Here is a 6,589-nt window from a genome sequence, read left to right as displayed (position 1 = left end):
CAGCCCGGCACGCCAGGCCGACACCGCCCCGGTCCCTCCGCGGCCCGACCTCCCCGTCGGCGCCGTCGTCGTCGGCCCCGACGGGCGCGAGCTCGCCGTCGCCGCCAACGCCCGCGAAGCCCTCGGCGACCCGACCGCGCACGCCGAGGTCCTCGCCCTCCGTGCTGCTGCTGCCGTCCACGGCGACGGCTGGCGCCTCGAAGGCTGCACGCTCGTGGTCACGCTGGAGCCGTGCACGATGTGCGCGGGCGCCGCGGTCCTCGCCCGGGTGGGTGAAATCGTCTTCGGCGCCTGGGAACCCAAGACCGGCGCGGTCGGCTCCCTCTGGGACGTCGTCCGCGACCCCCGCCTCAACCACAACCCCGACGTCTACGCGGGCGTCCTCGAAGCCGAATCCGCAGCCCTCTTGAGGGAGCACTTCGGGCGCTAGCCTTCAAAACGGGCGTCCGGGGGACCCCCGGTTTCAACGATGCCCGACGGGTCCGACAGTCCTCCGGCGACTCGGGCGTTTCCCGGCGTCAGCCTTCAAATCGGACAGACGAAGGACCCCCGATACCAAAGGTGGCACGGGGGTCCGACAGTGTTCGGTGCGCGTTCGATCGGTCCTATTCGGGCGCGGCGGTGCCCGCCTTCTCGGCCTTCACCTCGCGGCTCCGGGCGAGCAGCTGGGCGATGTCGATGACCTCGACGTCCTCGCGGCCGGCGTCGGCGACGCCGTCGCGGAGCATCGTGGAGCAGAACGGGCAGCCCACGGCCACCGTGTTCGCGCCGGTCGCGACCGCCTCGTCGGCCCTCTCGCGGTTGACGCGCTTGCCGATCGGCTCCTCCAGCCACATGCGGGCGCCGCCGGCGCCGCAGCAGAACGAGCGCTCCTCGTTGCGCGGCATCTCGGTGATCTCCGAGAACGTCCCGAGCAGTTCGCGCGGAGGCGTGAAGATCCGGTTGTGGCGGCCCAGGTAGCACGGGTCGTGGTAGGTGAGCTTGCCCTCGTGCTGCTCGACCGGCGTGATCTTCCCGGCCTGCACCAGGTCGCCCAGCAGCTCGGTGTGGTGCACGACCTCGTAGTTCCCGCCGAGGTCCTTGTACTCGTTCCCGACGGTGTTCAGGCAGTGCGGGCAGGTCGCGACGATCTTCACCGCGCCGACCCCGTTCAGCGTCTCGACGTTCTGCTCGGCCAGCATCTGGTACATGAACTCGTGCCCGATGCGCCGCGCCGAGTCGCCCGTGCACGTCTCGGCCTCGCCGAGGACCGCGTACTTGACGCCCGCGTCGTGCAGCAGCGTCGCCACCGCGCGAGAGGTCTTCTGCGCCTTGGGGTCGTAGGCCCCGGCGCACCCGACCCAGTACAGGTACTCGAAGTCCCCGCCCGCCTCGGCGATCGGCACCTCGAAGTCGAGCGGCTCGGCCCACTTGAGGCGGTGGGCCGGGTTCTCGCCCCACGGGTTGCCCTTGTTCTCCAGGTTGCGCAGCATGGTCTGCGCCTCCTCGGGGAAGTCCGACTCCATCATCACCATGTTGCGGCGCAGGTCGAGGATGTGGTCGACGTGCTCGATGTCGACCGGGCACTGCTCGACGCACGCGCCGCAGGTCGTGCACGACCACAGCACGTCAGGGTCGATGACCGACCCGATGATCGAGATGGGCTCGATCTCCATGGTGTCCCCGCCGCGCTCCTTCGCGAGCGCCGCGGCCTTCAGGTACGGCGCCTGCTCGTACAGGTGGTCGCGCAGGTCCGTGATGAGCTTCTTGGGCGACAGCGGCTTCCCGGTGTTCCATGCGGGGCACTGCGACTGGCAGCGGCCGCACTCGGTGCACGTGGAGAAGTCCAGCAGGCCCTTCCACGAGAAGTCGGTGATCACGCTGACGCCGAACGGGTCCGTCTCCGGGTCGGCCGTCTCGAAGTCGGCCGGCTCGCCCTTGACGAGCATCGGCTTGGCCGCGCCCAGCGAGACCGCGCCGCCGGCGTTGCGCTTGAAGTAGATGTTGAAGAACGCCGTGACCCGGTGCCAGCCGATGCCCATCGACGGGTGCAGCGCGAGCATCAGGAAGAACGTCCACGACACGAGGATGTCGAGCAGCGCGACGAGGGTGATCGCGGTCAGCAGCGCGTCCTCGGACGCCCCGCTCCACACGCCCGCGAACAGCGACGACACCGGCGAGGTCCACTCGTGCCCGATGTCCCCGAGGGCGACCTTGATCGTGCGGATCGTCATGTGCGACAGGACGATCGTGAAGATCGTGGCCTCGATGTAGAAGGCCATCCACTGCCGGGAGCCCTCGAACCGCGACGACGAGCGCCGCTGCCCGGCGTCCGAGGCGGTGCCCTGCGGCGGCACCTGGTGCGCCCGCGGCTGCCTGAAGATCCGGACCAGGAAGAGCCCGAGGATGGCCAGGCCGGTGAGCACGGTGAGGATCTCCGAGCCCAGCAGCCACAGGCTCCAGTGCCCGACGACCGGCAGGCTCCAGTGCGGGTTGAGGACCTCGAAGTACGACTGCGCGAGGGCCGGGAACAGCAGGAAGAACCCGAAGAACACGGCCCAGTGCGCCGCGCCCACCCAGTGCCACTGGAGCATCCTGGTGTGCCCCAGGGACTCCCGCAGCATCGTCTTCACCCGCGTCCCGCGGTCGCCCTTCCGGGTCAGGTCCGGCGCCCCGAGCCTGACGAGCGCGAGCATCCCCAGCCCGGCGCGGACGAACAGCCAGATGGCGAGCGCGGTGTACGCGAACGCGATCACGGCCGTGACGATTTGGACGACTCCCATGGCGACCTCTCGACGGTGCTTTCACACGTGCTGTCACACGACAGTGCGGTGCTGCCGATCACGATACATGTTACTGACCAGTAGCCGCCATGTCGAACGACACTGCCGAGCCGACTCGCCCCCGCCCGCCCGTTCCCCTTGCAACCGGTTCCACACGGCCCGCGTGTATTCGAAGCCGCACCCCCGGCCCACGGCCCGTCGAACCCCTCCCACATCCCCCCATAGGACACCTGAATGAACCGATCGACCACGCGGAACCGCGTCCTCGGCGGCATCGCCGCCGGGGCCGTCGGCGCCGCGCTCCTTGCCGCACCCGGACCGGCGACGGCCCAGACCGGCGACTGCGCCGGGCTCGGCGCCGACCCGATCGCCGCGGACATCGCCAAAGCGCTGGAGACCGCGATCGCCTGCGACGTCGAGGTGCGCATCTCGGAATACGCCAGGGCCTACCGGACCCTGTACGCCACTCCGGAGGGGCTGCTGCATCTCGTCGACACCGCCGAGGCCGTCCAGCCGGACGAGGACCTCGGGTACCTCGATCCGACGCTCCAGCCGGTGGACGGCGTGCTGCGCCAAGCGGTCTCGCCGTTTCCGTTCGCGCTCTCCTACACCGGCGGGTCCGCACTCGTCGAGACCCAGGGCGGGCGGCTCGGATGGGACGGGACCGTGCCGGTGCCCGCCTACTCCGGGTCGACCGCCGAGTACGACGGCCTCGCCGCCGGGCTCGATCTGGCCGTCACCACCGGAGACACCTCGGCGGAGCTGCGGTTCACCGTCGCCGACGCCACCGCCTGGGAATCGCTTGCCACCGGGCTCTCCCTGGATTCGGAGAGCCGTGTCGGCGCCTACGACGACATGCTCTACATCGAAACGGACGACGCACAGCTCCTCTACGAGATGAGCTCGCGCTTCGGCGTCCGCGACGCCTCGGGCGTCCTGCACGCCGCCGGTCTCGACATGGACGGCGACGGCGGGCTGTCCGTCAGCCTGCCCGACGACGTTCTCGAAGCGGCCGAGTTCCCGCTGACCCTTTCGACCAGCTGGACCTACTACCGGCCCAGCCTGAACCAGTGGTCGACCTACAGCTCGGCCTCGCCGGACATCGGCTTCCACCGCGGAAACGCGGGGCTGGACGAGCCCTACTTCGAGGCCGCCGGGGAGATCGGCGACGCCCTGGCGGGCGAGTACTGCGACGGTCTCGCCGCGGGCGAGTGCACCGCCGCGGAGGCGGCCGCCTACTGGATGTTCTCGTCGCCTGAGCCGCGGTGGACCGTGGAGGACTACTGGGACTACGGACTCGAGTTCCCGGTCGTCTCCGCCTCGTTCAAGGTCGACGCCGCCGAAGGCGCCGAATGCGTCGCACCGGAGCTGCGCCTCGCCGAATACGGCGGATGGGCCGACGTCGGCTGGAGCGGGCTCCCGGCCGACGAGCACGCCGCCTTCGGCGCCTGCGGGAGCGGCACGGCCGTGTACGACGTGACCGCGACGGTCGACGACGCATGGGGCGAGAACGGATTCCACCCGATGCTCCCCTTCGCCATGACCGGCGGCGACACCACCGCGCGGTTCGACGGCGGTTCGGCCCGCCTCGACGTGTACTTCGACGTTCAGTCGTACCAGGTCGCGCCCCGATGCACCGGCACCGTCGCCGCACCCGGCCTCCGCAAGACCGCCGACGTCCCCTACGGCGACATCACCGCCTCGTTCTGGCGTGCGGACCTGCTCGGCACGGAGGTCACCTGGTCCGCCACCGTCACCGACTCGGCGACCGGAACGGTCCTCCTGGAGACCGAGCCCGCCGCGGTCGCCAACGGCGCCAGGCCCGCCACGGCCCTCACCGGACTCGACGACGGCCGGTACCAGGTCACCCACCACTTCGCCTCCGCCGACGGCGTCTTCGAGCAGACCACCGACTGCCACTACCTCGTCGACACCGCGAAGCCCGAGATCATCGAGATCGCCACCGTCCCCGGCACGAACTACATCGGCGAGACCGCGACCGTGGAGGTCAGCGTCGCCGACGAGGGCTTCCCCGACGGCGTCAACGCCGTCGCGGTCAGCCTCGACCCGGTCGGATCCGACCCCGCCGTGAGCCGGCGGCTGACCGAGGGCACGACCGCCGTGTTCGACGTCGACATCGACTCCTACTGGACCTGGGTGCACGCGACCGCCGCCGACCGGGTCGGCAACAGCACCGGCATCGCGAGTGAGCAGATCCACGCGACCCACTCCCGCAACGACTTCGACGGCGACGGCTTCCAGGACCTCTTCGCGGTCCGCGAGTCCGACGGGAACCTGGTGTTCTACGCGGGCAACGGCGACGGGACCATGGACGGCGGCGTCTCCCGCGGCGCCGGGTGGGGCGGCATGGACGTCGTCATGGCCGGGGACCTCACCGGCGACGGGAACGACGACCTGCTCGCGCGGGACAACCGCACCGGCACGCTCTACGTGTACCCCGGGAACGGCGAGGGCCGCCTGAATACGCGCCAGGCCGTCGGCGGCGGATGGAACTCCATGGGCTCCTTCACCTCCGCGGGCGACTTCAACGAGGACGGCTTCGTCGACCTCGTCGCCATCGGCAAGGGCAACGGCCGCCTGTACCTCTACCCCGGCAAGGGCGACGGGACCTTCGGCACGCGGACCGTCATGGGCACCGGGTTCCTCGACAACGACACCATCACCACGTACGGCGACTACAACGGCGACGGGCACGACGACCTGCTCACCCGCGAGACGTACACCCAGCGCTACTACGTCTACGGCGGCGACGGGGCCGGCGGATTCGTCGACCTTGGCTACCCCGACGGCGCCGCCGGCCTTTCCCTGCCCCGCGACAGCGTCGAGTGGATCGGCCAGTTCGCGGGCGCCGGGGACTTCAACGGCGACGGCATCGCCGACCTGCTCCTCGTCGACGGGCCCACCGGCGAGCTGCGGCTCCGCTCCTTCGCGAAGGAGTCGCCGCAGAGCACCATCGCCGACTCGGTCGTCGCCACCGGCTGGAACGCCATGCGGCTCCCGGCCGTCGCGACCGACTGGACCTACGACTACTCCGGTGACAACCGCTCCGACATCACCGCGAAGGGCGCGGGCCCGGAGTACGACTGGCCGTACCTGTACAAGGGCGACGGCGCGGGCGGCTTCGCGGACGGCCCGTGGGTCACCGACGGGAACCTCTCCGGGTTCGACCTGGTGGAGGCGGCCGGGGACCTGAACGGGGACGGCCGCTCCGACTACCTGGTGCGGAAGAAGTCGACGGGGGCGCTGTACATCTACCCCGACTGGTGGCGCGACGAGGACCGGATCAAACTCGGCACCGGCTGGAACGCCATGAGCGCCATCGTCTCCGGGCAGGACTACAACGCCGACGGGCGGATCGACATCATCGCGTCCGAGAAGTCCACCGGGAAGCTGTGGCTCTACCCCGGCAAGGGCGGCGGCGCGTTCGGCGCCCGCGTGCTCATCGGGACCGGCTGGGGCGGGATGTCCCTGATCACCGCCGTCGGGGACCTCGACCACGACGGGCAGGACGACCTGATCGCCCGCAAGAACTCCGACAACTGCCTGTACTTCTACGCGGGCAGGGGAAGCGGGACGCTCGCGAACGGCGTCAAGATCGGGTGCGGGTGGAACGTCATGAACGCCGTCGCCTCCGTGGGGGACTTCAACGGGGACGGGCATGTCGACTGGGTCGCGAGGCATGCGAACGGGAGCCTGTACCTGTACGCGGGGAACGGGAAGGGGTCGTACTCGTCGTCGAAGGTGATCGGGTCCGGTTGGGGCGGTATGGATCTGATCGTGTAGCGGTGCCGCGGGAGGGCCCGGGC

Annotated in this window: 3 protein-coding genes; 2 read left to right on the top strand and 1 reads right to left on the bottom strand. The window is 70.4% G+C overall.

The window, feature by feature from the left end:
- Nucleotides 1-430 (top strand): nucleoside deaminase (locus tag DI269_RS21230; protein WP_112139546.1); only part of this gene is annotated, 430 nt, incomplete at its 5' end.
- 175 nt (nt 431-605) lie between these two features.
- Here the strand turns inward: DI269_RS21230 and DI269_RS21225 are convergent.
- Complete coding sequence (locus DI269_RS21225; RefSeq protein WP_112139544.1) at nt 606-2,762, bottom strand: (Fe-S)-binding protein; 2,157 nt, start codon at nt 2,760-2,762, stop codon at nt 606-608.
- Nucleotides 2,763-2,996: 234 nt separating this feature from the next.
- Between DI269_RS21225 and DI269_RS21220 the strand changes: the two genes are divergently transcribed.
- On the top strand, nt 2,997-6,566 hold the full coding sequence (locus tag DI269_RS21220) for an FG-GAP repeat domain-containing protein (RefSeq protein WP_112139542.1): 3,570 nt from the start codon (nt 2,997-2,999) through the stop codon (nt 6,564-6,566).
- Nucleotides 6,567-6,589: the final 23 nt, after the last annotated feature.

This window comes from Glycomyces dulcitolivorans, assembly GCF_003265355.1.
Taxonomy (GTDB): Bacteria; Actinomycetota; Actinomycetes; order Mycobacteriales; family Micromonosporaceae; genus Glycomyces; species Glycomyces dulcitolivorans.
This window is presented reverse-complemented; position numbering and strand designations above follow the sequence as displayed.

Coding starts and splice junctions, on each gene's coding strand:
- DI269_RS21225 (WP_112139544.1), bottom strand. CDS start 2,762: ATGGGAGTCGTCCAAATCGTCACGGCCGTGATCGCGTTCGCGTACACC.
- DI269_RS21220 (WP_112139542.1), top strand. CDS start 2,997: ATGAACCGATCGACCACGCGGAACCGCGTCCTCGGCGGCATCGCCGCC.